Here is a 26106-nt window from a genome sequence, read left to right as displayed (position 1 = left end):
TAAATACATTGGTAATATTTTATTGGTGGATTAGATTACCCGACTGCTGGTAATGCGCCGGTCACTATCCCCACCTGAATACCAATCACCAGTACGCCGCAAGCAAATACGGCGGCCAACGCCGGTTTCCCGCCCCAGACGCGATAATTACCCTGATGGATTTTACGTGCTTTCCACGCCAGCATCGCGGGCAGAATTAAGGCTAAGACAGATAAGGCGACGGCGGCAAAGCCCAGCGCCATAATAAAACCACGGGGGTAAAACAGCGCAAACAGCAGCGGCGGTACAAAGGTAATTGCGCCGGTTTGCAGGCGACCCCGCACTGAGTTACGGCGTTTAAATAAATCAGCCAGATAATCAAACAGCCCCAATGCGACCCCCAGGAATGAGGTAGCCAGCGCCAAGTCTGCAAACAGATGAACCGCTAGCTCAACATGGGGTGAGGCCACCACATCGCGCACCGCTTGTAATAACCCGTTCAACCCGGCTTGCTGCGCCAATATTCCGACAAAAGTAGGGGAGGAAATGGCCCCTAATGTTGCTAACTGCCAGAAAATATAGGCAATTAATGGGATCGCACTGCCGATAATAAACACCCAGCGCAGCTTGCGAATATTACCGCCCATATAATTGACAATACTGGGCACGCTGCCATGGAAGCCAAATGAAGTGAAAATGACCGGAATAGCCGAAAGCGCTAATCCTTGTTCCAGCGGCAAGGTCAATAAGTTGGTTTTTTCGATATGCGGCATCATCAATGACAGCATGACTATCAGGAAGATAATTTTGGCGCTGAATAGGATGCGGTTAAACAAGTCAACTGAGTGGGTGCCAATGCATACCACACCGCCAGCCACAAGTGTAAACAATAATACACCGAGATAGGTTGGGAATGATTGCTGAGTCCACTGGCTGATGCTGGTTGCCAGTAGCTCGCCAGCACCGCTGATATAGGCGGCTGTCAGTGCATACATCAAAAACATCATGCTGAAACCGGTGAGCCATTGACCGCGATTACCGAGATAGCGTTTGGCAAGGGTGCCCAGCCCGGTATCGGCCGCTTCATGTTGGTAGACTTCCACCAAGAGTAATGCGGTGTAACACATTAATACCCAAAGAAAAACCAGTAATGCGAGGGTGACGCCGAAGCCGACTCCTGCCGCCGCCAGTGGCATTGCCAACATGCCGGCACCAATAGTGGTGCCCGCAACGATAAATATACTGCCCAGAGTGCGATTCTTCACGCTTTCCTCTACTACATGATAATTTATTAGCATGATAAAGTGCAGCAGAGTAGAGGATTGCCCTATTTGTGTCAAATCGACGTTACGCGCACTGTAAACTTATCATTACAATTTTCAACGCACTGAAATATAGACTTTTACCATTGTTCTTCATTCTGATAATGGATAACGATTGTGTTTATGCGGTTGGCTTCTTAAAGTGAATGCATAAGCACTGACGGAGAAGAAAATGATCAGAGTTGAGATGTTGAGTACCGGAGATGAAGTGCTGCATGGGCAGATTATTGATACTAACGCCGCATGGCTGGCAGATTATTTATTTAATCAGGGTTTGCCAATCAGCAGCCGGGAAACTGTCGGTGACTCGCTTTCCGCTCTTATTGAAGTGTTGACGGAGCGGAGCCAGGTGGCTGATGTATTGATTGTTAATGGTGGTCTTGGGCCGACCAGTGACGACTTAAGTGCTTTGGCAGCAGCGCGTGCTGCCGGGACGGAACTGATTGAGCACCCGGAATGGATTGCGCGGATGGAAGCATTCTTTAAAGAGCGCGGTCGCGTGATGTCGTCGACCAATCGTAAACAAGCGCATATTCCGGCGAATGCCGAAATGCTGGATAACCCGGTCGGAACCGCTTGTGGTTTTGCTTTACAGCTCAATAAATGTTTGATGTTTTTTACCCCCGGTGTGCCGTCTGAATTTAAAGTGATGGTTGAACAGCAGATTATGCCGCGCTTACGTCAACATTTTGATGTGGCTGAACCGCCAGTATGTTTGCGCATGACCACCTTTGGCCGCTCGGAAAGTGATTTGGCCCTTGAGTTAGATTCACTGCCACTCCCGGATGGCGCGGTGCTGGGCTATCGCTCATCCGCCCCTATAATTGAATTGAAGCTAACCGGGCCAGCTTCGCAGCAATCGGCGATGGAGGAAATCTGGCAACAGGTCAGGGCGGTCGCGGGCGAGAGCATTATATTCGAAGGTACGCGGGGCTTACCGGCATTGTTGAGTGAACAATTGACTCAACGCGGGCTGCTATTAGCTGCTAGCGAACAATTTACCGGCGGGTTGTTGCATTGGCAGTTACAAAGCGCCGCTGCACCTTTGGCCGGGGGCGAGTTATTACCGGCGCATTGTCAGGAATCATTAAACGAGGTTGCTGGCCGTGCGCAGTCATTATCGATGCTATGTGGTGCGCAGGTGGTGTTGGCAGTGAGTGCCATGCAAAACGATCGTCTGAGTGTGGCACTGCATACCCCTGATGGGACTTTTGCCCAGACGGTCGCTTATCAGGCCAGCCGCCATAGCTTGCGTATCCGTCAAGAAAGTAGCGCCATGCTGGCATTAGATATGCTGCGTCGTTGGCTGAAAGGGGGCGCGGTCTGTGGTCAACACGGCTGGCTGGAAGTGGTTGAGATTTTGTAGTGAGTCGATAACTTCTAATAATAATATAAAGGCGCATATTTAAAATAGCGCCTTTTTTATTAAGCTCATATTATTTATTAGCCTGCTTTTCTATTTGTTATTTATTTTTGTTTTCATTTTCATCTCTTGTTTTATTTTTATATTCACGTTATTTTCAATTTATTGGTGTTAACAACATACAACTATTTTCACATATTATATAAGAAATTAATTTAATATTACTATAGGGGTTTATTTATATAGGGATGGTGTTAATGAATAAACTTATTGTTGGAACTTTAATTTTGTTATTTAAAATCATGTTATTGATTATATCGCCGCTAGCCTTTGCCGAAAATCGGCCCGGCTTTGTCTGCGGTAAATTTAATGGTCATGTGATGGAAGTACCGGACAGCTATATTATTTACTGGGCAGAGTATGAGGGGGCCAGCGCCTGGGATCCCAATTTTATTTATAATAAAAAAGGTTGTGATGCCAACTTTGTGGTACTGCCGATGATAACCAGCTGGCCGGATATGAAACCCGGCGATCAGAATCTGTGGTATGAGCAGGTATTGAGGTTTGAGGGGCTAACAATAAGTGTCAGACCATTAAAGCGACCAGATAAACATATCACCTATAAGCGAGATTTTTTTCTAAGGAAACAAAAAGATAGAACCTTTGATCCAGCTGTTTACATTGAAAATTTAGAGCTTTTTTTTGTCAAGGCAACCCGGAAAATAGATCGTTTCCCCCCGGTGGAGAAAAATGATCCTTATCGGTTTGATGAGGATGTTAATGGTTATTACTGGGCAGAAGTTAATGGGCAAGTGCCGGTGGTGTTTGACTGTGCTTGGCTACCATTGAAAAAAAAATATTACCGATGTGAGTCTTATTTTGTGATGCCGGAAATAGGTTCACTGGTTGAGGTTACTTTTACCGTGGAAAAATTACCACAATGGAAAAAAATCGTGAGTAATACCCAGCAGTTTCTTTTATCGCATATTAAACGTTAAGGAAGATAATTATGTTACAGCAAAATAGCAATGCAGGAGAATTACAACTGAATGCCGCCGATCTGGCCTGTGCCAGGCAATTATTAGAAGCTCACAAAGAGAGTAAAGACCCCGGCCCGATGTATGATTTTTTAGCCACTAAAGGCGATCGCTATGCCAAATTGGCGAATGGTGTAGCGAAAGGGGATTCTATCTCGGGGCGCATAGCCATTAACTATATGGGAAGTGTTGCCGATAGCCACAATCAGCCTATTACCGACAGTGACATTAATGATATTCGCTATGATATGGCAAGCGGCTATCTGGATATGCAGCAAAGTAGATTGGACGCAAGTCCAGCAGATATTATTTATGGCGATATTGACCATAAACAGGCAGGGCAATTTCACAATGATATATTGGATAAGCATGGATTACCTCCAGAGGCCTGGACATTATATCCCGTTTACAAAGTGTTGCCGAAAAACCAGCAGGAAAGACACTGGGAGAGTACTTTAAATTCGCAGGGCAATCCAGCCGATGAAATGTTGCTCTCTTTTAATACAGTAAAAACTATGGTTGACGCATTATCAACCTCGCCAGCTTCAGACCAGCCGATGATCCATAGCTGGCTAGGTATAGTCATGGATTCCGACAATCTTGGTGCAGCAGCCGGTGCTATAGGCAACCAGCTATTTACCTCCGACGAACCCCCGCCCGTTTTCATCGGTGAGTGTCCGATTGAAATCACCATCACCCCAACCCCCCAAGCAGTGCAGCGCATTGCCGATGAAGATCAAGCCCAGCGCGATGTTAGCAATGGCTATCTGGTCAATAAACCCACCCACAGCTTCTCCTTTAGTGACAGTACCTTAGATAACACCGATTTTACCTCGGTGCAGATGGGTGGGTTGGCATCGGGCGGTATTCGCCCGGGGGAAGTGCAGCTCGACCCCAATGTGCAGCCCAGCCGTTATCTATCGGAATATTACCTTGAACGCCCCGCCTATATGTTGCCGGAAACTGGCTTATTTGATGCCGCCACCCTCAATGGCCTGTCGGCGCAAACCACCATTAATACTTATGTTGACCCACTGCTGCTGGATTTGAGTGGTCAGGGTGTCAGCATGACCGGCATTGAAGATGGCGTGCTGTTTGACACCGATAATAGCGGCAGCTTGAAACGCACCGGTTGGGCAGGGCCGAATACCGGCATGCTGGTGCTGGATAATGGCAGCGGGAAAATCGACAATATTAGCCAGATGTATTCGGAATATTACGGCGGTAGCGCCGGTATTCATGGTCAGCCAGGTGAAAAACGCTATCGGGATGGTTTTGCCGCACTGGCCAGTGAAGATGCCGATGGCAATGGCGAGATTGATAGACATGATCCTGTCTGGCACAAATTGCGTATTTGGCAGGATGTTTCCCATAACGGCAAGGTCGACTCCGGCGAGCTGAAAACACTGGATGACTGGCGGATTACGCAAATTAAAGTCAACGCCAGTGCGGTCGAAGAACAGGATAGTCACGGCAATCGGATAGTGGCGCGAGCTTTTTTCTCCATCAGAGGCCGCAGACGCGAAGTGCTGGCGGTGAATTTCGCCAGTTCGCCGGTGAGTAATACCATTACTAAACGTGATGCCAGTGGCGCATTTATTCGTTCTGACAGCGGCGAGGTCACCACCACCGCTTATATTCAACTCACGGATAACAGCAGAGTGCTATCAGCCGACCGGCTGAAAGTTAATAATATTTATGGCAGTCATGGGGATGATTTTTTAATGGCCAGCGCCAAGGGCAGTTGGTTAGTCGGCCGTGGTGGCAGTAATACTTATATGGGCAAGACTGGCGACGATGTATTTGTTATCAGCGCCAGTGATGATCCAAAAAATATTAAAGGCAATGGCGGGCGCGATACGGTACTGATTGTCGGTAAAAAAGGCGTTGGTCTGAATATGGCCCGCAGCGGCATTACTCTGGCTCAAGGGGGCGATGGCGACGATATTATTGTCAGCGGCGGTAATAACAGTGTGTTTATTAAAGCGGGGCGCGGGAATAGCACCTTGGTGGGCGGGGGCGGCAATGATGTATTGGCCGGTGGCGACGGGAAAAGCTTGATTATTGGCGGCAGTGGCAAAGCCGTGATTTATGCCGGTTCTCAGGGCGACACCATCTATGCCGCCGAGCAGGGCAGCATTATTCACGCCGGTGGCGGTGCGGACAGAATTTACGGCAATAAAGGTCATGATGTGATTGAAGCCGGTCAGGGCAATGCACTGATTGATGGCGGCGGCGGGATTAATGTGGTGGAACTGCATGGCAGCTATGCGGATTACATTATCACTCGCACTGACCGTGGTTATCAGATTAGTGACAAAGTGGCGGGGCGTGATGGCACTCTGACACTGAAAAATATACAAAAACTGAATTTCTCTGATATTTCAGCCATTGATTTGCACGGGAATACCATTATTCCCATTGATGATGTGCTGTCGTTTAGTCAACCGGGTAGGGCTATTCATCGCCGCTGGGAGCAGCGTATTCCGGCGGCAAGTTTGCTCGCCAATGATGTGCAATTTAACAACGGAGAGCCTATTTACCTTGCTTCAGTCAGTGATGCCGTCGGCGGCACAGTCAAGCTTAACACTCAAAAGGACGTCATATTCACACCTGATCGCACATTCACCGGCATGATGAGTTTTAAATATGAGGTGAAGAGTGGCAGCGGCGATCCGGCGATTTCTGTGGTTGATTTGTCTACGGGGGAGTCGGCAGGAATGAGGGGGACGGTAACGCTATTAACACCCGATATTCCCCAGGATCCTTTGGTTGCCAAACAAACTTATTTAAATGATATCAACGTGATACCTGTATGGCCGGATTATACCGGTAAAGGCATAAGAATGGGGCAATTTGAACCCGGCGGGCCGTTTGCCACTGGGCCAGAGATTTTCGATATTCAACACCCCGATTTAGCGGCCAATGTTGATCCCTCCTGGCGGGTAACGCAGCAGAGCGCTGGAACTTTGCCTGCGGATGTGTCCAATCATGCCTCGATGGTTGCTGGTGTGATGGTGGCCGCAAGAAATAACACCGGTGGGGTCGGGGTGGCTTATGACGCGACCTTGGGCGGGCACTATCTTAGCAATGATGGCGCGGACTTGACCACCTTGGGGAAAATGTCCAGCTATGATGTAGTTAACCATAGCTGGGGATTCAAACATCAATTTGCCCTGAGTAATTTATCCGATGGTCAGGTTAATCTGCCTAACATCCTCAATACAACACTGCAATATGCGGCGGCCAATGGTCGTGGGGGATTAGGCACCGTTATTGTAACGGCAGGCGGGAATCAACGCGAACAGGGGGGCAGTGCGCAAGGTTCGCTGATGAGTAATAGCCGCTTTGCTATTCAGGTCGGCGCAATTAATGGGGCAGCTGATTTGTCCATCTTAAAAACGCGGACATTACCTTTCTCCAATCCCGGTGCCAGTTTATTAGTTTCAGCCCCCGGTAACCATGTGCTCTCGAGTAGTGTTGAGTTAGAAACTGAGCGCGGGGCGGTATTTGGTGCTAAATACAGTACCGAACAAGGCACCAGTTTTGCCGCGCCGATGGTCTCCGGTATTGCAGCGTTAATGCTTGAGGCCAATCCCAATCTGGGCTACCGCGATGTGCAGCAGATCCTGGCTTTGTCGGCTAGCCGGGTTAAAGACCCCAGCAGCCACTGGCGTATTAATAGTGCAAAAAATTGGAATGGTGGTGGTATGCATGTCAGCCATGATTACGGTTTTGGCGCGGTGGATGCACGGGCGGCAGTCCGTTTGGCTGAAAGCTGGACAAGTAAAAATACTGATGCTAATCAACAGGATTTGAAACAAAATCATCGCTATTCAGTGTGGAAAAAACTCTATGCCGAGGGTTTTGATAGCTCATCAGTCACCATGGCGGGCGGCCTGAATGTTGAACAGGTAGAGGTTGATTTCAGTGCCAATGTGGGGCGGTTGGGTGATTTGACGCTAAAGTTAATCTCACCGCAGGGAAGTGAAAGTATTTTGCTAGACCGGACAGGGAAAAAAGTCGTGGCCAACGATGCGGATACCGGCAGTGAGCTGGCGGGGCATTTTAACTATACATTTATGTCTACGCATCACCGAGGGGAAGACTCTACCGGCCAGTGGCGGCTGGAAGTTAGCACGGCCAAAAATGCTTTACCGGTCAAGCTCAATAGCTGGTCACTGCGGCTGTTTGGCCGTCAACCTACAGCAGATGATGTCTATTTTTATACCGATGAGTTTGCCACTCAAATTGCGGAGCAGCCAGCGCGAGCAATCTTAAATGATGCCGTCAATGGTGCGAATGGTGGCCGGAATACATTAAATGCTGCGGCTATGTCCGGCGATGTTGAGGTTAACTTAGCCATTGGAAGTGCTAATCTGGCGGGGTCTCGTCTGACGATCCATGCACCAGAAACTATACATAATGTAGTAAGCGGTGATGGCAATGATATTTTAACCGCAGGTCGGAATAACAGTTTACTTGATGGTGGCCGAGGTAGAAATACGCTAGTGGGAGGGGCTGGCAAAGAGATGTTTGTGGTGCGCAAACGCAGCGGGGGACATGACGAAATCATTAATTTTGATGCCCACAAAGGTGAGGTGATCAATCTGGTTGGCTTTGCTGAAAAAAAATTCAGCGAATTACAGTTAAGACAGCAGCAGAAAGACGTTCGCATTCGTCTGGCGGACAATCAAATGATAACTATCAAAGATAGGCAGATTACCGCCTTGCAAGCACAGCATTTTAACTTTCAGAATAGGTTTAGCCCACCAGACAGTTATGTTGATAGCCGTGTGTCAATGGGTACGCCAACACCGCCAGTCATTAAACAACATGGAATTATGCTCAATGGGGGGGGCAGCGGTGTGACTTTACGCACCAATGCTGAGGGTAAAATGGTGGCTTCGTTGTCGGGGACTGTCTATCAGCGGGAGAATACAGAACCCAGTACTTTTGTCGTGGTTCCCCAAGAGGAACAATCGGATTATTGGAATACTGTCCGTGGGTTTAGACATGGCATTGATAAAATTGATTTAAGTACTGTCGGCATTCGTAATTTCAGTGAGTTATCCGTAACGAAAAGAAATGCTATGATTATTAATGGATTGGCTCTTATTCAAGGCGTAGATATTAAGTTTGGCCCTGAGGGTGAAAGCATCAGTTTGATGTATTTAGATGGGGTGGATGTCGAGCAACTCGACGCTCAAGATTTTATTTTTGCTGACACTGAGTCAATGCAGGCGGATGCCCCATTTGTACCAGATAATATTACTCAACTGGTTAATATTATGCCTGATTTTGATGGCGCTACCCGAGCATACGAAGGCCTCTATCCACAACCTAAACTGCCCCAGTTTGTTTCTCATACTCTGACAGCGAGCAATTATTAATCATATGCCAGCGATTAACTATAAAATTCAGATACCCACTCAGTTGAATGGGTATTTTTATGATTTAAGTTTAAAATGCGATGCGATTATTTCACCTGCGCATTTCTGACTTCGTTGCCAGCTTGCCAAATCCGGTATTTCACATCAACCCCCTGCGGCACATAAACCACAATCGGCAGGCGGCTATTGTAACGCTGCATAGCGGCGTCACCCAGATTAGCGGCGATAAATTGCGGGCGGCGAGTGTTATCTGGGCACCCCATCATGGTGGAGGCCGGTTCTGAGATTTTATCCATCACCAGATAATCAAAACCCCAGCCCGATAAGGTTCTGGTTTCCAGATTGCCACTGAGCATATGGCGGTTGCAGTCAACTTCAATAGTTTTTCCGATCAGTAATTCAACTTTGAAGTTGTTTTCATCTTCTTGTGGATCAAGGAAAATGACCTGGCGGCTCATGCCTTTTTCTGCCGCCGGATAAGGCGCAATCTTCTCTAACGGCTGTTGCTGATTAAGCGGCGGCTCTGTAGCGGCAATAGTGCTGGCCGATGCTGCCATTAACAGACTCGTTATTGCGATTGACAGTCTTTTCATCTTTTGTCCCTATGATTTTGATTCCAGATGCAAAAATATCATCCATTCAACTAGCTGATTATAGGTGAAATCTGATTAGAAGGAATATTCCTTTTATGCCCTAAATAATTCGAGTTGCCGCCTTCCTGCAACTCGAAATCTATTAGGTATAAGCTTCATCGATTACAGCTCGAAATCACTCAGGTCGTCAGCACTGATTTCTGAATCAATTTGGCCGACCAGATAAGAACTGACTTCAACTTCCTGCGGTGCAACTTGCACGTTATCAGACACTAACCAGGAGTTGATCCATGGGATCGGGTTGGTGCGAGTATTAAATGGCACACCCAGGCCGACCGCTTGCATGCGGATATTAGTGATATATTCTACGTATTGGCACAGGATCTCTTTGTTCAGACCAATCATTGAGCCGTCACGGAACAAGTATTCTGCCCACTCTTTTTCTTGTTGCGCGGCCAGAACAAACAGGTCATAGCATTGTTGCTGGCATTCTTCAGCAATTTCAGCCATTTCCGGGTCATCTTCACCTGAGCGCATTAAGTTAATAATATGCTGGGTGCCGGTCAAATGTAGGGCTTCATCGCGGGCGATCATTTTGATGATTTTGGCGTTGCCTTCCATCAGTTCGCGCTCGGCAAAGGCAAAGGAGCAGGCGAAACTGACATAGAAACGGATAGCTTCCAGCGCATTCACACTCATTACACACAGATAAAGCTGCTTTTTCAGCTCACGCAGATTGACCCCCACGATTTTACCGTTGACCTGATGGGTACCTTCTCCCAGCAGATGGTAGTAACTGGTCATTTCAATCAGATCGTCGTAATACCCTGAGATATCTTTGGCGCGTTTGAGGATCTCTTCGTTGGTCACGATATCATCGAAAACAATTGAAGGGTCGTTAACGATATTTCGAATGATATGAGTGTAAGAACGCGAGTGAATAGTTTCAGAAAACGACCAGGTTTCTATCCAGGTTTCCAGCTCAGGAATGGAAACCAGCGGCAACAAGGCCACATTAGGGCTACGGCCCTGAATAGAATCCAGCAAGGTTTGGTATTTCAGGTTGCTGATAAAAATGTGTTTTTCGTGATCTGGCAGGGCGTTGTAGTCGATACGATCGCGGGAGACGTCAATCTCCTCCGGACGCCAGAAAAACGAGAGTTGTTTCTCAATCAGCTTTTCGAAAATAGCGTGTTTTTGTTGGTCGAAACGCGCTACGTTGACGGGTTGACCAAAAAACATGGGTTCGAGTAATTGGTTGTTTTTATTTTGCGAAAAAGTGGTATAGGCCATGATTTCCTCAGGGGCAAATGAAGCGGCCCCGCGATGAATATATTGGCTATCATCGCGCAGGCCTTAACTCAAAATCAGATCTTACATGCACCGCCTTCGCAGTCATCATCACCCGGCTGGCTTTGGATATCTTCCTGCACATCATCAGCACCATCGCGGGTGTTTTGATAGTAAAGGGTTTTTACACCAAACTTGTAAGTGGTGAGCAAATCTTTTAGCAACTGCTTCATCGGCACTTTGCCAGACGGGAAGCGGGTTGGGTCGTAATTAGTGTTGGCTGAAATCGCCTGATCGACGAATTTCTGCATCAAGCCCACCAGCTGTAAATAGCCATCGTTATTTGGCATTTCCCACAGCAGCTCATAAGCCTCTTTCAGGCGCTCATATTCAGGAACAACCTGACGCAGAATACCATCTTTCGAGGCTTTGATACTGACATATCCGCGCGGCGGCTCAATACCATTGGTGGCATTGGAGATCTGCGAGGACGTCTCGGAAGGCATCAGCGCTGACAGCGTGGAGTTACGCAGGCCGTGAGTTTGGATGTCCTTACGCAGCGTTTCCCAATCGTAATGCAGAGGTTCGTCGCTGATAGTATCCAAATCTTTCTTATAGGTATCAATTGGCAGAATACCCTGTGAATAGGTGGTTTCGTTGAACCACTGGCAAGCGCCTTGCTCACGGGCCAGCGCATTGGAGGCTTTCAATAAATAATACTGAATAGCTTCAAAGGTGCGGTGAGTCAGGTTGTTGGCACTGCCATCGGAGTAACGAACGCCATTCTTCGCCAGATAATAAGCAAAGTTAATCACACCGATACCCAAGGTACGGCGGCCCATTGCACCACGCTGTGCTGCGGCAATCGGGTAATCCTGATAATCGAGCAGGGCATCCAGCGCCCGCACGGCCAGCACGGCCAAATCTTCTAAATCATCAAGGCTGTCAATGGCACCCAAGTTGAACGCTGACAAAGTACAGAGCGCAATTTCACCATTTTCGTCGTTGATGTCATTCAACGGCTTGGTTGGCAAAGCAATTTCCAAACACAAGTTTGACTGGCGCACTGGCGCAACTTTCGGGTCAAACGGGCTGTGGGTGTTGCAGTGATCCACGTTCTGAATATAGATACGGCCAGTGGAAGCACGCTCTTGCATCATCAGGGAGAATAAATCAACCGCTTTCACGCGCTGTTTGCGGATGCTGCTGTCTTGTTCGTATTTGACATAAAGGCGCTCAAATTCGTCTTGATCGGCGAAGAACGCGTCATACAGGCCCGGAACATCGGAGGGGCTGAACAGGGTGATATCTTCGCCTTTCAGTAAGCGCTGATACATCAGTTTGTTGATTTGTACGCCGTAATCCATATGACGCACGCGGTTGCCTTCAACACCACGGTTGTTTTTCAGAACCAGCAGGCTTTCAACTTCCAAGTGCCACATTGGGTAGAACAACGTGGCTGCACCGCCACGTACGCCGCCCTGCGAACAGGATTTCACCGCAGTTTGGAAGTGTTTGTAGAACGGAATACAACCGGTATGGAAAGCTTCGCCGCCGCGAATTGGGCTACCCAGCGCCCGGATCCGGCCCGCATTGATACCAATACCGGCGCGTTGTGACACATATTTCACAATGGCGCTGGAGGTGGCATTGATAGAATCCAGACTGTCGCCGCACTCAATCAACACGCAAGAGCTGAACTGGCGGGTAGGGGTGCGCACGCCGGACATAATTGGCGTCGGCAATGAGATTTTGAAAGTAGAAATCGCATCATAGAAGCGCTTGATGTAATCCATCCGGGTTTCACGCGGGTAGTTAGAGAACAAACAGGCGGAAACCAGAATGTACAGGAATTGGGCACTTTCATAGATCTCGCCGCTGACGCGGTTTTGCACCAAATATTTGCCTTCCAACTGCTTAACCGCAGCATAGGAGAAGTTCATATCGCGCCAATGGTCGATGAAAGTGTCCATCTGTTCGAATTCTTCTGCGCTGTAGTCTTCCAGCAGATGTTTATCGTATTTGCCCATATCCACCATTTTCGTCACATGGGCGAATAATTTTGGTGGTTCAAACTGACCATAGGCTTTTTTGCGCAGGTGGAAGATAGCCAGACGCGCCGCCAGATATTGGTAATCCGGTGCATCGCGCGAGATCAAATCTGCGGCAGCTTTGATGATAGTTTCATGGATATCAGCGGTTTTAATACCATCATAAAACTGAATGTGTGAACGCAATTCTACTTGAGATACTGAGACGTTATGTAAACCTTCCGCGGCCCAGTCGATGACCCGGTGGATTTTATCCAGATTGATGCGTTCTTTACTGCCATCGCGTTTAGTAACAAGTAGGCTTTGGTTCATGTATTCGTGACCTTTTTTCCCCTGGTTTTGTATCGACACAACACAAATTAACGCTCTCCATGACTGAAATAATCATTGAGGTTGTAGTGTGTTGTTCAGTATGTAAACACAATATATAGGGGGTGGGTAGTGGATAGATAACAAGATAGTGAGTATTGAGACTTTTGGCAAGTGAACAAGATCGCTAAATTGTGTGGATAACTTGGGGGTGAAATGTTACGAAAGGCTCACAAGCAGCGCCATTACTGGCGCTCACCTCCCATCACTCCAGGGGATAAGATTTTACTGAAAATCTTAAAAATTTGATCGTTTGCCGGTTTATTAAACATTAGAAAAAAACGGCATAACTTATCGTTTTTATTGTTTAAAAAAACTGTTTCTGTCGAATATCATGATTGATGGCGTATAAATCAACAAATTGGTGCGCTAAGACACAAAAAATGGTCACATCAAGCGCACTCAACCCTCAAGGATCAGCCGAGTTGCTTGCTTCTTGATAGGCAATAATCAGCGCCTTATTCTTCATCCCGTTGAGTGTGCACCATATAGTTCACATCAACATTGCGGCCCAGCTTGAAATGGTCTGTTATCGGATTGTAATGCAAGCCAATAATATGGCGTTCGCGCAGTGGCGTTTGGTCAACCCAGCCGATAAGTTCTGATGGGCGAATAAACTTTTTCGAGTCATGGGTGCCTTTGGGCACCATCTTCAATATATATTCAGCGCCTACCACCGCCATTAGCCAGGATTTGGTATTGCGGTTGATGGTCGAAAAGAAAACATGCCCACCGGGTTTGACCAATTGCGCACAGGCGCGAATAACCGAAGCCGGGTCAGGGACGTGTTCGAGCATCTCCATACAGGTTACTACATCGTAATGTTGCGGGTGCTTTTGCGCGTGGCTTTCAACTGTTTCCTGAACATAATCGAGTTTGGTGCCGGTTTCCAATGCATGCAACCGCGCAACTTGTAGTGGCTCATAACCCATATCCAGCCCGGTAACCTGAGCACCTTCATGCGCCATGCTTTCAGCCAGAATGCCGCCCCCGCAACCGACATCCAGCACTTTCTTATCGAAAATACCGCCAGCACGCTGCAAAATGTAATCAAGACGCAGCGGGTTGATGCGGTGGAGAGGCTTAAACTCGCCCTCTAAATCCCACCAGCGGGAGGCAACTGCTTCAAACTTAGCAATTTCTTGTTCATCGACATTTATCTGTTCAGCAATTTGACGATGGGGGGCGGTGGTATCTATAGACATGGTCAGTTCTCTCTGTTTTATTTCTTTGCGCGGATTATACGTCATTCGTTTCGACAATCATCATGTAGTTTCGCCAAAATCAGGGTTTTGTGATATAGTTTCGTACCTTTAAATCCGGTAATTAGTAGAGGGATAGCGGCTCAATGAGCGACCTTGCCAGAGAAATAACACCGGTCAACATCGAGGAAGAGCTGAAAAGCTCCTATCTGGATTACGCGATGTCCGTTATTGTCGGACGTGCATTACCAGATGTCCGGGATGGACTGAAGCCCGTTCACCGTCGCGTACTGTTTGCGATGAATGTACTGGGTAATGACTGGAATAAACCATACAAAAAATCGGCCCGTGTAGTCGGGGACGTTATCGGTAAATATCACCCGCATGGTGACAGCGCGGTCTACGACACTATCGTGCGTATGGCTCAGCCGTTCTCACTGCGCTATATGCTGGTGGATGGACAGGGAAACTTCGGTTCCGTTGATGGCGACTCCGCCGCAGCGATGCGTTATACCGAAATCCGTATGTCTAAAATTGCTCACGAGTTGTTAGCGGATTTAGAAAAAGATACCGTTGACTTCGTGCCTAACTATGACGGCACGGAGCAAATTCCTGCCGTAATGCCGACCAAAATCCCTAACTTGCTGGTTAACGGCTCGTCAGGTATTGCCGTCGGGATGGCAACCAATATTCCGCCGCATAACCTTTCTGAGGTTATTGATGGCTGCCTGGCCTATATTGAAGATGAAAACATCACCATTGAAGGGTTGATGGAGTACATCCCTGGGCCAGATTTCCCAACCGCTGCGATTATCAATGGTCGCCGTGGTATTGAAGAAGCTTATCGTACCGGTCGCGGCAAGATTTATGTTCGCGCCCGTGCTGAAGTCGAAGCTGATGCCAAAACCGGCCGTGAGACCATTATTGTTCACGAGATCCCGTATCAGGTGAACAAAGCGCGGTTGATTGAGAAAATCGCCGAGCTGGTCAAAGAAAAACGCGTTGAAGGCATCAGTGCGTTGCGTGATGAGTCTGATAAAGACGGCATGCGCATTGTGATTGAAATCAAACGCGATGCTGTCGGGGAAGTGGTGCTGAATAACCTCTACTCTCTGACGCAATTGCAGGTGACTTTCGGTATCAATATGGTGGCTCTGTCTCAAGGGCAGCCTAAATTGCTTAACCTGAAAGACATCCTGGTGGCCTTTGTTCGTCACCGCCGTGAAGTGGTGACGCGCCGGACTATTTTTGAACTGCGTAAAGCACGTGACCGCGCGCATATCCTTGAAGCGCTGGCCATTGCATTGGCTAACATCGATCCGATTATCGAATTGATTCGCCGTGCGGCAACACCTGCCGAAGCAAAAGCCGGCCTGATTGCCAGCCCATGGGAATTAGGTAACGTCGCGTCGATGCTGGAACGTGCCGGTGATGATGCTGCCCGCCCTGAATGGCTGGAAGAAGAGTTCGGGATCCGCGACGGCAAGTATTATCTCACTGAGCAGCAAGCTCAGGCCATTTTGGATTTGCGTTTGCAGAAACTGACCGGCCTGGAGCATGAAAAACTGCTGGATGAGTATAAAGAGCTGCTGACCGTCATTGGTGAGCTGATCTTTATTCTGGAAAATCCAGAGCGCTTGATGGAAGTTATCCGCGAAGAGTTAGTGGCTATTAAAGAGCTATATAATGATGCGCGTCGTACAGAAATCACTGCGAATACCTCCGACATTAATATTGAAGACCTGATTAATCAGGAAGATGTGGTTGTGACACTGTCTCATCAGGGTTATGTCAAATATCAACCTCTGACTGATTACGAAGCTCAGCGTCGCGGTGGTAAAGGTAAGTCGGCTGCCCGTATCAAAGAAGAAGACTTCATTGATCGTCTGTTGGTCGCCAATACCCACGATACTATTTTGTGCTTCTCCAGCCGTGGCCGCCTCTATTGGATGAAAGTCTATCAGTTGCCGGAAGCTAGCCGTGGGGCGCGTGGTCGTCCGATCGTCAACTTGTTGCCGCTTGAGCCAAATGAGCGAATCACCGCCATTCTGCCCGTGCGGGAATACGAAGAAGGTCGTCATATCTTCATGGCTACCGCGAGCGGTACTGTGAAGAAAACCGCACTGACCGAATTCAGTCGCCCACGCAGTGCCGGTATTATCGCCGTCAATCTGAATGAAGGCGATGAGCTGATCGGCGTCGATCTGACTGATGGCAGCAATGAAGTCATGCTGTTCTCCGCATTGGGTAAAGTGGTTCGCTTCCCTGAGTCGCAGGTCCGTTCTATGGGCCGTACTGCGACCGGTGTCCGTGGTATCAACCTCAATGGCGACGATCGGGTTATTTCTCTTATCATCCCTCGTGGTGATGGTGAAATCCTGACAGTGACTGAAAACGGTTATGGTAAACGTACCGCCGTGGAAGAATATCCAACTAAGTCGCGTGCGACTCAGGGGGTTATCTCCATTAAAGTCAGTGAGCGTAATGGTAAGGTTGTTGGGGCTGTGCAAGTCGCGCCGACTGACCAGATCATGATGATCACAGATGCCGGTACACTGGTGCGTACCCGCGTATCTGAAGTGAGCATCGTGGGCCGTAATACCCAGGGTGTGACACTGATCCGTACCGCTGAAGACGAGCATGTTGTCGGTCTGCAACGTGTTGCTGAGCCGGAAGAGGACGATGAAATCCTTGATGGTGAATCATTAGAAGGTGAAGAGGGCAGTGAAGAAGAGGCTGCGCTGAAGACTCCGGAAGATGAAGATGCTGCTGACGAAGCAGAAGACGATGAAGGCGAGGACGACAACGTATAATGCGCTGTTGATACTCATTCATTGTCAAAACCAAGAACCAGCTTACGAGCTGGTTTTTTTATGCTGACTTTTTTATGAGCCGTGGGTAGTGTATTCTGTAGACCACGCAGCCTGCTCGGCGATGCTTTCACCATGGTATCAGATTGAAATATCTTTCTTCATTTCGCACGACACTGAAAATCTCCCGTTACCTATTTCGGGTTCTGGCTGTCATGTTATGGTCCCTTGGCGCACTGCTGACCACTTTTTATATCCTGAACATCCTTAACGAGAAAAAATCTGATATTCGTCAGGAATATAATACTAACTTCGATTTAGCACAGAGCTACATTCGGCATTCTTCCGATATTATCCGTGATATCAAATATATGGCGGAAAACAGGTTAAACCACAATACAGCAAGCAGTGATATCGCGGCTGGCGCATTTATTAAAAATAAAGCCACGCCCAAATATTACCCACTTAATCCAACGGCCGATTGCGCCACACTTAATGCGTCTCGTCACTCGTCATTAGATTCTCTCAGCAACCTTATCTTGTATTGGAAAGAGAACTTTGCAGCTGCCTATGATCTTAACCGGATATTTTTTATTGGCAGCGACACTATGTGTATGGTGGATTTCGATATTCGAAATGTTCCGATGGAGCAAGAGAGTCTGCTTAAATCTTTGAATGAACACATTGCAAAATATCGTGAGGCAAATAATCAGGATAAAGACAGCCCACTGTATTGGGTTGTTCCCGGTGTGCGGCCTGAAATTGGCACCTTATATGTGCTAAGCCCGCTTTATGTGGGCAATAAATTAGAAGCATTGGTGGGGACAGAGCAGACTATTCGGTTGGAGGATTTCATTTCTCCGGGGCCATTACCTGTTGGTGTGGCTTTGCTGGATGAAAATAATGAGCCCGTATTGCGTCTGGCAACCGGGGAGCGCCACGCTTCAATATTGGATGACTATCCTGATTCACCCTCTTATTTCGGTTATGTAGATGATTATAATTATCTGATTCTGAAAAAGAATTTACTGCCTTCCCCTCTCAGTATTGCCTATTCCTTGCCGGTCAGAACCATAATAGACATATTTAAACTATTAATTTTTAATGCATTATTGCTGAATGCGTTATCTGCTGTGGTGATATTCACTCTGGCCTGGTTGTTTGAACGGAAAATGTTCCATCCAGCTGAAGATAATGCTCTGCGGCTGGAAGAACATGAACAATTTAACCGTAAAATTGTTGCTTCTGCGCCGGTGGGTATTTCTATATTACGCATTAGCGATGGCACCAATATCCTCAGTAACGAACTCGCGCATAACTATATTAATTTACTGACAAATGAGGATCGTGAACGTATTACCCGCATTATTTGTGAGCAGCAGGCAAACTTTGTTGATGTGATGACCAGTAATAATAACAATCTACAAATCAGCTTTGTTCACTCCCGCTATCGTAATGAAAATGTGGCGATTTGTGTGCTGGTGGATGTCAGTTCACGGGTGAAAATGGAAGAGTCATTGCAGGAAATGGCGGCGGCGGCAGAGCAGGCCAGCCAATCGAAATCCATGTTTTTGGCGACAGTCAGTCACGAGCTGCGCACCCCACTGTATGGCATTATCGGCAATCTCGATTTATTACAAACTAAAGAGTTGCCACAGGGTGTTGACCGGCTGGTGACAGCAATGAACAATTCGTCCGGACTATTACTCAAAATTATCAGTGATATTCTCGATTTTTCTAAAATAGAATCTGAGCAACTGAAAATTGAGCCGAGCGAGTTTTCTATTGTCGAAGTAATAACACATATCACGGCGAACTATTTACCGCTGGTGGTGAAGAAGCGCTTAGGTTTGTACTGTTTTATTGAACCGAATGTTCCGCGGATAATGGTGGGTGATGCAGTTCGTCTGCAACAAGTCATTTCTAACTTGCTGAATAACGCTATTAAGTTTACTGATACTGGCTGTATTATTTTGCAAGTCAGGGTGCGGGGTTATTATCTGGAATTCCGTGTGCGGGATACTGGCGTGGGTATTAACTCCCGTGAGATAAATCAGTTATTTGATCCTTTCTTCCAGGTAGGAACCGGAGTACAGCGCCATTTCCAAGGAACCGGCTTAGGGTTGGCAATTTGTGAGAAATTGATCAACTTGATGGACGGCGATGTTGAGGTGGTGTCTGAACTGGGAATGGGCAGCATCTTTGCTATTCGTATTCCTTTGTATTTGAAAGAAAATCAGTATCAGGCCCCAAATGCAGTTTTGCCGGAGAGTGATCGCTGGCAAGGCAAGATATTGTGGCTGGATATTCGCAATGCCCGCCTGGAAAGCTATTTACTCGATCTTTTAAGTCATTTCGGTGCCACTATTCAACGTTACAGCAATGAGCAAACGCTACATGATCAAGTGCTTATTTGTGATTACTTGCCACAAATAAACGCGCCATTATCGACCTGGATTCAGATATCCATTGAGCATATTGGTTTGCCACAAGAAACACGGCCCGGTTATTGGCTGTTGAGTACCGCCACATTGCTGGAAATCATCCCGCTATTGGACCGTATATTGCTGGAACCACAAGTCGTTGAAGAAGCTCCACTCGCGTTACCACCCGCGAAAACCAATCAGGATGATAATGATGACCTGCAAATTCTGGTGGTGGATGACCATCCGATTAATCGGCGGTTATTGGCTGATCAGCTGACGACTTTAGGTTATCGGGTCATTACGGCGAATGATGGGTTGGATGCTCTGGGCGTGTTGAGTGCCAATAATGTTGATATTGTGCTGACGGATGTGAATATGCCGAATATGGATGGTTATCGTCTGACACAGCGCTTGCGGCAACTGAATCATAATTTCCCAGTCATTGGCGTCACTGCCAATGCATTGGCGGAAGGCAAACAGCGCTGTATTGAAGCCGGGATGGATAACTGTTTATCTAAGCCAGTAACATTGGATACCTTGCGCCAGATGTTGCGTTATTATGGCGATAAGGTGCGGAAAACACGCTAAAGAAGAAATAGAAATATATGCCCAAAGTAATTGAAGTTGCAGGTAGGCAGCAAGCGAATGAATCCCGATGAGCTTACACGAGTAAGTGATTCGGGTGAATGAGAGCAGCTAACACCGCTGCAGCTTCAAGTACGAAGGGGATAAAACCCGGCACTGCTGTGCAATACCGGGGTGGAGAACAGAAGTTATTCTTTATCTTGGCCAATAGTGACAGACGAAAGGTAGTTTAACAGGGCAATATCATTATCCACGCCCAGTTTCAGCATCGCCGATTTTTTCTGGCTACTGATGGTTTTAATGCTGCGATTAAGTTTTCTGGCAATCTCAGTGACCAGGAAACCTTCAGCAAATAACCGTAAAACCTCACTTTCTTTCGGTGATAAACGCTTATCGCCGTAGCCATTAGCGCTGATTTTTTCCAGCAGTTTAGCCACACTTTCAGGAGTGAATTTTTTCCCTTTCTGTAATGCTGCCAAAGCCTTAGGTAAATCAGCGGGCGCGCCTTGTTTTAATACAATCCCGTCAATGTCCAAGTCCAAAACTGAACTGAGAATAGCCGGGTTATTATTCATCGTTAGTACAATTATGGCTAAGTCCGGGTAATGCCGTTTTATATATTTTATCAATGTGATGCCATCACCATACTTATCTCCAGGCATGGAGAGGTCGGTAATTAGCACGTTGGCATCAAGCTTAGACAGATTGTTAATCAGCGCTGTTGAGTCTTCAAACTCCCCAACAACATTTACCCACTCAATTTGTTCGAGCGACTTTCGGATGCCAAACAAAACAATTGGATGGTCATCAGCAATAATTACATTAAGGTTGTTCATGGTTATGGGTTACCTTGCTGCAACAGTCTGGTGACGAAAGAATCAATTTGACTGATGCTATTTTCGATCTTCAACCGATCGCCATCTGCGATATGCTGTTCTAATGTTTCACACAGTTGTTTGCCGAGATGCAAATTCAACATAGCAAATACGCCTTTCAATCGATGTGCGGTCTGCGAAAGCGATATGAAATCACGTTGCTGAAGTTCAGTATACAGTTTCTTCAGATCTACCGGTACTGTCTCAACAAATAAGGAATAATAGTCACTGGACTTTAGTTGTTGTTCGTATGCGTTTATATCACCATCAGCAATGGATTCAGACTCATAGTTGGATTCGTCTGATAAAATTTGCTGTTCAATTAATAATAATATTGCATCAATGACTGTACTACCTAAATTATAATTTACCCGAATATAATTATCCTGCAACTGTTGCATTCCTACTTCGTCAGGTGCGAGTAATAAGGTAAATTTATCATAGTGTTGTGGGTTGTCTGTCAGGGTCACATCATAGTCTCGTCCCGGCAAGCGGTCATCAACAATGATGCAGTTAGCGCCGAATGAATTCAATAATGTTGTGATGATAGAACGCACTTCTTCCGACGTTATATCTAATAATACCGTCACACCATCCAATAATTTCTCTTGCTCCTCCTTTTGCTCATTTTGGATAGCAATCGTAACTCGGATTGTATAACGAGTACCTATATCAACTTTGCTACGGATCTCTAATTGTCCGTTTAATTTTTTACATAATTGGTTACATAAAAAGAAAGTTAATCCCGAACTGTGATTGTATCTGTCGGCCAATGTTTGGCTGAGGAAAGGATAATTAAGATTGCTAATTTCTTCATCAGAAATACCTGCGCCAGTATCGGTTATTTGGATAATCAATTGTTCTGGATGCCCAGGCTCATGGCTCACATTAAGGGTAATTTTGCCGTAAGCCGTCGTAATAACAGAATAATGCAGCAGTAACGAAAGTATTTTCCGTAATACTTTTTCATCGCCTATGTAATTTTGTTCAAGATCAACAAGATAATGATTAAACAGAGTTAAACCTTTCTGATTAATCGAGGGAAGGATCTCCAGCAGGAGGCCATCGATTAATGCCGACAGGGAGAAACTATGCTGTTCAGGTTGCCAGTCTTGGGTTTCCAGGCGAGTAAGCAGGGTAATATTATCAACCAGCTCAATAATACTTTCAGATTGTTCTACTAATTTAGCCGTCAGTTCATATCGCAGCGCTAAATCAGAGGTGTTTTGTAATGTTTTAGCCGTCTGATTGAGGTTAGTCAGGGGCTGATTCAGTTCAATCCCAAGGTTATGCAACATAAGCTTACGCGCTTGAAGGCTTTTGTCGTATTCACGCCTTGCTTGTTGCAGGCGTTTATTAACCAAGACTTCTTTATCTTGATCATGAAGCAAGAAAAGGTAGGTTTCGGGCGAAAACTTACTGCGGAATATTCGGATTTCGTACACTTCATTATTTACGGTGCCCTGAATGACCCCGTGGTGTTGTTCCGCCATATGGGCAATTTTTTGCAGGTTAAGGTGCGGCATCAGGTTATCAGCAATCTGATTACTGGCGACAACGGTATTACTGCTGAAGTTATAGACTAATAACCCTTGCGGTAAGCTGGTAATGATTTCCTGACTCAGTGATTTTTGGGCCTCTAATTGCTCAATCATATCTGAACTTGGGCGAACGAATTGGCGGCGAGCTAACCAGGCCCCTAAGATTGCCAGGAATAACAGCAAGATATTGGTCAGGATCAGCCAGAAATTATTCCTCAATAAATCAATGGCTAGCACTGTAACAGGAACACGATAAACAATTTTCAGTGAGGTGTTAGCCAGTGGTGCAGAGACTTCAACCCAATAGCCATTTAACGCTACGCTGGCCGTGGCGGTATCCTCAGGTGCCATACCCTCATTAATCGGGGTTTTGTCAGGTTGGAGGAGGAAGTTCGATCGCGCCATATTCGGCGGGATTAAGTCATTAATTGGCAGATCAAAGGCAATGACCGTGGCCAAATGGCCGGGATGGTTAAAGGTGGTCCGGATAGTAAAATAGTAAGCATTCTGGAAGCGTAATTTTCGCAATGGCGAGAAACTCTCACGCTCATCTAATGTATTGGCCTGTTGCAGCATTTCTGCACGCCGAGACTCTGCGGCGGCGGTCAGGTAGCTCTCTTTAAAACGCGATGTCACTTCTTTTAACGGCTGCGTGGTAATGAGCGCCAGACTATTATCCTGACCATTAAGATAATACATCGAGTAAATATCATTTTGGGCTCCCCAATGGTTGTCGAGATAGTCCGACAACTGCAAAACCATAGCCAGTGTCGCGGGGTTATGATTACCAAAAATGACGGCGTCAGTTTTTTTGCGGGGCTTTTCAATATAATAAATATCAGGACGCAGACGAGTTTCTTGGACGTTAAGAACATTCTTGTCCGAAATATCTGGATTGTTGGCAAAATCGTATATCTGGTAGGTATGGTAACGATAATCATCAATACGCTGCTGCAAGCCGGTGGCAATATAGGCCAATGTGTGTTTTTTTTCTGTCAGGTAAGCATTGGTATAGTTGTAACCATACAGCCCAATCGAGATGAGCAGCAATAGGATAAACAGCCAGAAACAACGTGTAATGTTAGCTGAACTGGATGGTAACGAGTTATTTTGCATAAAGATAATGCAGTTCCCTTGGTTAGCGCGTGACGGCTCTGGCGCTGGCAGTGACAGTCAGTAACAACAGTGCCACGCAGCCAAAAGCGACCGATAAATTACTGACCTGGGCGACAAAACCAATTGCCGCCGGGCCTGCCAGAATACCGGCATAACCGATGGTGGTGATGGATGCGACAGCTAAATTAGCCGGCATCACGGTTTGGTTACCCGCAGCGGTAAACAGGATTGGCACCACATTCGATGCGCCTAACCCCACGAGCATAAAGCCAATAAGGGCCGCAATTGAGTTATCAATGCTTATCGCGGTAATAATCCCCACTGCTGCACATAAGCTCCCTCCTAATAATACCTTGTATCGGCCCAATCCGTTGACTATCCGATCACCATTTAAACGGCCCAACGTCATGGCAATGGCAAATACTGCATAACCCATACCGGCTTGCGAGGGATCCATACCGCGCAGTGTGGTCAGGAAGACGGCACTCCAGTCAAGCATTGAGCCTTCAGCCAGGAACATGACAAAGCATAAAAAGCCGATAAACATCACCCATCCGCGCGGGAGCACAAATAACGGGCCATCATGCGGCTCTCCGCTGCCCTGTAACAGGTTTTTATTGGCGGTCAGCAATAAGATAATCATTAACGCGACGGTGGCAAGAATGGCTGTCAGGGGGCTTAAACCGAGCCACAATAATGCGCTCACACCGCCCGCGCCAGCAATACCGCCGACGCTGAATAACCCGTGGAAACCGGACATCATCGCCCGGCCACTCGCTTTCTCAACAATGACCGCCTGAATATTCATCGCGACATCTATTATGCCCATCGCCGCCCCGAAGACTAACAAGGCGAGCGCCATCGTGACGGGAGTATTCATCAAAACCAGCAAGGGGAGGTCAAGACAAAGAACCGCCCCAGCCAATAAAATCACCGCCCGACACCCCCATTTGGCGGTTAGCACACCCGTCAAGGGCATGGCGAGCATCGAACCGACACCAATACACAATAACAGTAAACCCAGTGAAGCATCATTCAGGCCAATACGTTCCTTGGCAAAGGGGACTAACGGTGCCCAGGCAGCCATCCCTAATCCGGAGATAAAAAATGCAAGCCGAGTCGAGATTTGCTGTGCAACACCGGGCTGCAATGTGGATTGACGTGTTTTGGCGGTCATGAGGTATAGGATCTGCGATTGATATGAATAATAAATATAGACAGACGTTTCTATCACAAAGCGAAATGCGGGTCGAAGGGATTTGTCTGGATTATCACAATACTGGGTCATCTTATTCATCATGCTGCCGGTTATATCATTGCCTTGCTTGAATATTAATCAATCAGCAGATTTATGATAACAATCCAATAAATCTAAACTATGGTGAGAACCATCGCGCCATTAATGCAACTGACCATGGCTTTCTCGCGCGGGCAGCATGCCAAAAGCGCCATGACCGGCTTGAATGAACCGCTCAAAAAAACATTGGGTCGCCCCGACGAGGGGAGCGCATTGCCCGACCCTGAACGGCCCCTATCAATTGCATAAGCTGCTTGAGCATCAGCATGGCTATAATCGCGATAACCTGATTGTGAACGGGCGGTTCCAGTTCATATCCTATAAGCTAGATATTTTCATAAATAGTCGGAGATGTTTTATCTTATATTGTCTTACTTACACAGTAGTTCAGTTTTCATCCATGCTAATGGAAAACCAATAAATATGAATAAAAACTAATAAATAGCGAGATGATAATTAGACGATCAGGTTAATTATTGTTCTTAATCACTTGAGCTATTCGTGCTTAAATATAAGTGTGAAACTATATCATTTATCTATAATTTAATTGTGTAAGTATAACAAAAAATTATAAATATACTTTTGACTATATATCGCGGGCAATAAAAAGCCGGTCAAAAGACCGGCCGTAACACTAACGAATTATCTGGCTGCGTGAGCCACAATGAAGGAAATAGTAAAATAATGATGATAGCGGATTTATTATAGTTCCTGACCGTTAGATATTGCTTGTCAATTTGTGCTATACGATGCATTGCATATATTATTGATTTATATAACAAAAAATTATTTATTGATTATGGGTGCTATATTTTTTAGTGTTTTTAAATTCAGTTAAAGTTCGCTGTAATTAACAT

At 46.6% G+C, this 26106-nt stretch carries 13 protein-coding genes and 1 pseudogene; 6 read left to right on the top strand and 8 right to left on the bottom strand.

Annotation, left to right across the window (positions count from 1 at the left end; all coding sequences use genetic code 11):
* Positions 1-35 precede the first annotated feature (35 nt).
* Positions 36-1244 carry a tyrosine transporter TyrP gene (gene tyrP / locus FTA91_RS09080; RefSeq protein ID WP_050113006.1) on the bottom strand — a complete coding sequence of 403 codons (1209 nt, stop codon included), beginning with the start codon at positions 1242-1244 and terminating at the stop codon, positions 36-38.
* A gap of 229 nt (positions 1245-1473) precedes the next feature.
* On the opposite strand from tyrP, the gene FTA91_RS09075 reads away from it, so the two are divergent.
* The 3 genes from FTA91_RS09075 to FTA91_RS09065 all read left to right on the top strand — a co-directional run bounded on the left by FTA91_RS09075 (position 1474) and on the right by FTA91_RS09065 (position 9094).
* Entirely contained in the window at positions 1474-2667 is a 1194-nt protein-coding gene (locus FTA91_RS09075) for a nicotinamide mononucleotide deamidase-related protein YfaY (protein WP_145536138.1), read from the top strand.
* 254 nt (positions 2668-2921) lie between these two features.
* Complete coding sequence (locus tag FTA91_RS09070; protein WP_186377356.1) at positions 2922-3662, top strand: hypothetical protein; 741 nt, start codon at positions 2922-2924, stop codon at positions 3660-3662.
* Between the two features lie 11 nt (positions 3663-3673).
* Positions 3674-9094, top strand: a complete 5421-nt coding sequence (locus FTA91_RS09065; protein WP_145583209.1) for a S8 family serine peptidase — start codon at positions 3674-3676, stop codon at positions 9092-9094.
* Positions 9095-9180: 86 nt separating this feature from the next.
* Here FTA91_RS09065 and eco read toward each other — a convergent pair whose 3' ends face one another.
* The 4 genes from eco to ubiG form a co-directional block, all read right to left on the bottom strand.
* Positions 9181-9687 (bottom strand): serine protease inhibitor ecotin, encoded by a 507-nt coding sequence (gene eco, locus FTA91_RS09060; RefSeq protein ID WP_038631879.1) that lies wholly within the window; start codon positions 9685-9687, stop codon positions 9181-9183.
* Positions 9688-9849: 162 nt separating this feature from the next.
* Positions 9850-10980, bottom strand: a complete 1131-nt coding sequence (gene nrdB, locus FTA91_RS09055; RefSeq protein WP_050113011.1) for a class Ia ribonucleoside-diphosphate reductase subunit beta — start codon at positions 10978-10980, stop codon at positions 9850-9852.
* Between the two features lie 74 nt (positions 10981-11054).
* Entirely contained in the window at positions 11055-13340 is a 2286-nt protein-coding gene (gene nrdA, locus FTA91_RS09050) for a class 1a ribonucleoside-diphosphate reductase subunit alpha (RefSeq protein WP_050113012.1), read from the bottom strand.
* A gap of 515 nt (positions 13341-13855) precedes the next feature.
* Positions 13856-14602 carry a bifunctional 2-polyprenyl-6-hydroxyphenol methylase/3-demethylubiquinol 3-O-methyltransferase UbiG gene (ubiG, locus tag FTA91_RS09045; protein WP_050113013.1) on the bottom strand — a complete coding sequence of 249 codons (747 nt, stop codon included), beginning with the start codon at positions 14600-14602 and terminating at the stop codon, positions 13856-13858.
* A gap of 143 nt (positions 14603-14745) precedes the next feature.
* Here ubiG and gyrA point away from each other — a divergent pair, with 143 nt between their 5' ends.
* Positions 14746-17412, top strand: coding sequence for a DNA topoisomerase (ATP-hydrolyzing) subunit A (gene gyrA, locus FTA91_RS09040; protein ID WP_050113014.1), 2667 nt, complete (start codon positions 14746-14748; stop codon positions 17410-17412).
* A 143-nt stretch (positions 17413-17555) separates the two neighbouring features.
* Positions 17556-20423, top strand: coding sequence for a two-component system sensor histidine kinase RcsC (gene rcsC, locus FTA91_RS09035; RefSeq protein WP_145583208.1), 2868 nt, complete (start codon positions 17556-17558; stop codon positions 20421-20423).
* 185 nt (positions 20424-20608) lie between these two features.
* Here rcsC and rcsB read toward each other — a convergent pair whose 3' ends face one another.
* The 3 genes from rcsB to FTA91_RS09020 are packed head-to-tail and all read right to left on the bottom strand — an operon-like array spanning position 20609 to position 25129.
* Positions 20609-21256 (bottom strand): response regulator transcription factor RcsB, encoded by a 648-nt coding sequence (gene rcsB / locus FTA91_RS09030; RefSeq protein WP_004389433.1) that lies wholly within the window; start codon positions 21254-21256, stop codon positions 20609-20611.
* 2 nt (positions 21257-21258) lie between these two features.
* Positions 21259-23952, bottom strand: coding sequence for a phosphotransferase RcsD (gene rcsD, locus FTA91_RS09025; RefSeq protein ID WP_050113016.1), 2694 nt, complete (start codon positions 23950-23952; stop codon positions 21259-21261).
* 22 nt (positions 23953-23974) lie between these two features.
* Complete coding sequence (locus FTA91_RS09020; protein WP_050113017.1) at positions 23975-25129, bottom strand: MFS transporter; 1155 nt, start codon at positions 25127-25129, stop codon at positions 23975-23977.
* Between the two features lie 207 nt (positions 25130-25336).
* On the opposite strand from FTA91_RS09020, the pseudogene FTA91_RS20070 reads away from it, so the two are divergent.
* Positions 25337-25526: pseudogene (locus FTA91_RS20070) on the top strand (hypothetical protein); the annotation flags it as partial.
* Positions 25527-26106 lie beyond the last annotated feature (580 nt).

This window comes from Yersinia thracica (genome assembly GCF_902170565.1).
GTDB lineage: Bacteria > Pseudomonadota > Gammaproteobacteria > Enterobacterales > Enterobacteriaceae > Yersinia > Yersinia thracica.
The sequence above is the reverse complement of the archived record's forward strand: the minus strand, read 5'-3'. Positions and strand labels throughout refer to the sequence as shown.

What these genes read in the sequence shown, in the direction of transcription:
- FTA91_RS09075 (WP_145536138.1), top strand. Translation starts at nt 1,474, where the DNA reads ATGATCAGAGTTGAGATGTTGAGTACCGGAGATGAAGTGCTGCATGGG.
- FTA91_RS09070 (WP_186377356.1), top strand. Translation starts at nt 2,922, where the DNA reads ATGAATAAACTTATTGTTGGAACTTTAATTTTGTTATTTAAAATCATG.
- FTA91_RS09065 (WP_145583209.1), top strand. Translation starts at nt 3,674, where the DNA reads ATGTTACAGCAAAATAGCAATGCAGGAGAATTACAACTGAATGCCGCC.
- eco (WP_038631879.1), bottom strand. Translation starts at nt 9,687, where the DNA reads ATGAAAAGACTGTCAATCGCAATAACGAGTCTGTTAATGGCAGCATCG.
- nrdB (WP_050113011.1), bottom strand. Translation starts at nt 10,980, where the DNA reads ATGGCCTATACCACTTTTTCGCAAAATAAAAACAACCAATTACTCGAA.
- nrdA (WP_050113012.1), bottom strand. Translation starts at nt 13,340, where the DNA reads ATGAACCAAAGCCTACTTGTTACTAAACGCGATGGCAGTAAAGAACGC.
- ubiG (WP_050113013.1), bottom strand. Translation starts at nt 14,602, where the DNA reads ATGTCTATAGATACCACCGCCCCCCATCGTCAAATTGCTGAACAGATA.
- gyrA (WP_050113014.1), top strand. Translation starts at nt 14,746, where the DNA reads ATGAGCGACCTTGCCAGAGAAATAACACCGGTCAACATCGAGGAAGAG.
- rcsB (WP_004389433.1), bottom strand. Translation starts at nt 21,256, where the DNA reads ATGAACAACCTTAATGTAATTATTGCTGATGACCATCCAATTGTTTTG.
- rcsD (WP_050113016.1), bottom strand. Translation starts at nt 23,952, where the DNA reads ATGCAAAATAACTCGTTACCATCCAGTTCAGCTAACATTACACGTTGT.
- FTA91_RS09020 (WP_050113017.1), bottom strand. Translation starts at nt 25,129, where the DNA reads ATGACCGCCAAAACACGTCAATCCACATTGCAGCCCGGTGTTGCACAG.